The sequence below is a fragment of the Paenarthrobacter sp. 10N417 genome (assembly GCF_056394745.1).
This window is the reverse complement of record NZ_JBFTIL010000056.1, coordinates 1-1,146: the sequence shown is the minus strand read 5'-3', so window position 1 is coordinate 1,146 and position 1,146 is coordinate 1. Positions and strand designations below refer to the sequence as shown.

1 protein-coding gene is annotated in these 1,146 nt (G+C 62.8%); it reads right to left on the bottom strand.

The window, feature by feature from the left end; genetic code table 11:
- Positions 1 to 262: 262 nt before the first annotated feature.
- A complete protein-coding gene (locus tag AC1DCM_RS26505; protein ID WP_477520320.1) occupies positions 263 to 1,138 on the bottom strand; it encodes an LLM class flavin-dependent oxidoreductase in 876 nt (291 codons plus the stop codon).
- Positions 1,139 to 1,146 lie beyond the last annotated feature (8 nt).

The following is a 1,146-nucleotide window of genomic DNA, read 5'->3' as shown; positions in this document are numbered from 1 at the left end:
GTAAGCGACCGATACCGTAACCCCACCGCCGATGGTAACCGCGCCAAATCCTAGATCCTGGGCTACTCGCGCCGAAAAGGGGTCGTGAATCCCAGGAATATGAATCAGCCCATCACCCGCTAACAGCTCACGCAGACGAGCGGCGGCAGTCTCCGTCCGGGTTCGTGTGTCGCTGGCGGGCATGTGGTTTTCCTCTCCATTGAGAACGTTGCGGGTGTATGCCGATCTTACCGATGTGTTGGGTTGCTCGGTGTGCTTCGGGTTATCCGCCGCGGAGGCCGGCCTGGACCATGAGGGGCAGGATGTCGTCTTCCATCTGCTGGAGTCCCTCGTCGTAGTTGACCCAGGAGATCGCTACCCCGTCGAGTCCGGCGTTGGACAGTTCCAACAGTGTTGCGACGACCTGCTCAGGGGTACCCACCGCGGTCATCGCACCGCGGCCGGCAGCGAGCCGCTCGATCATCTGCCCGTGCTCTTCGGCTTCGACTTCCAGGCTCTTGGAGTTCGCGGTGCTCTTATCGAACAGCTTCTCGATCGCGGCAACATCCGCGTTATCGCGGTGCACCCACCGGAAATACTCCTTGGCGTCCTGCTCGGTCGGCCGACACACCACATGCAGCCGCCCGAAGACCCGCACCTCGCGACCGTGGGAGACCCGCGCCTGCTGCTTGATCTCGGCAATCTGACGCTGCGCGGTCGCCATGTCCTGCAAGGACGCGAAAATGAGATCACTGTGCGTGGCGGCGAACTCACGGCCCGGACCGGACGTGCCCGCATTCATAATCACCGGATAGGGGTCCTGCAACGGGTGCGGGTCCGAGAACGCGTCAACAGCCTTGACGTACTCCCCCTCAAAATCGAACCCAGCGTCCTCGGTCCACAACCGCTTCAACAGCGTCGTCCACTCATCAGCGTAGGCGTACCGGGCCTCGTGGTCCCGCTGGGTGAGGCCGAACATGGCGAACTCCTCCGGAAACCACCCCGCCACGACGTTAATCCCGAACCGGCCCCCCGACACATGATCCGCCGTCACGGCCATCTTCGCCGCCATCACCGGATGGATAATCGGAACCTGCACCGTGGCAAACGCCTGGATCCGCTGAGTCCGCGCCAACAACGCCGTCGCCCACGTGAACACGGCTCAAA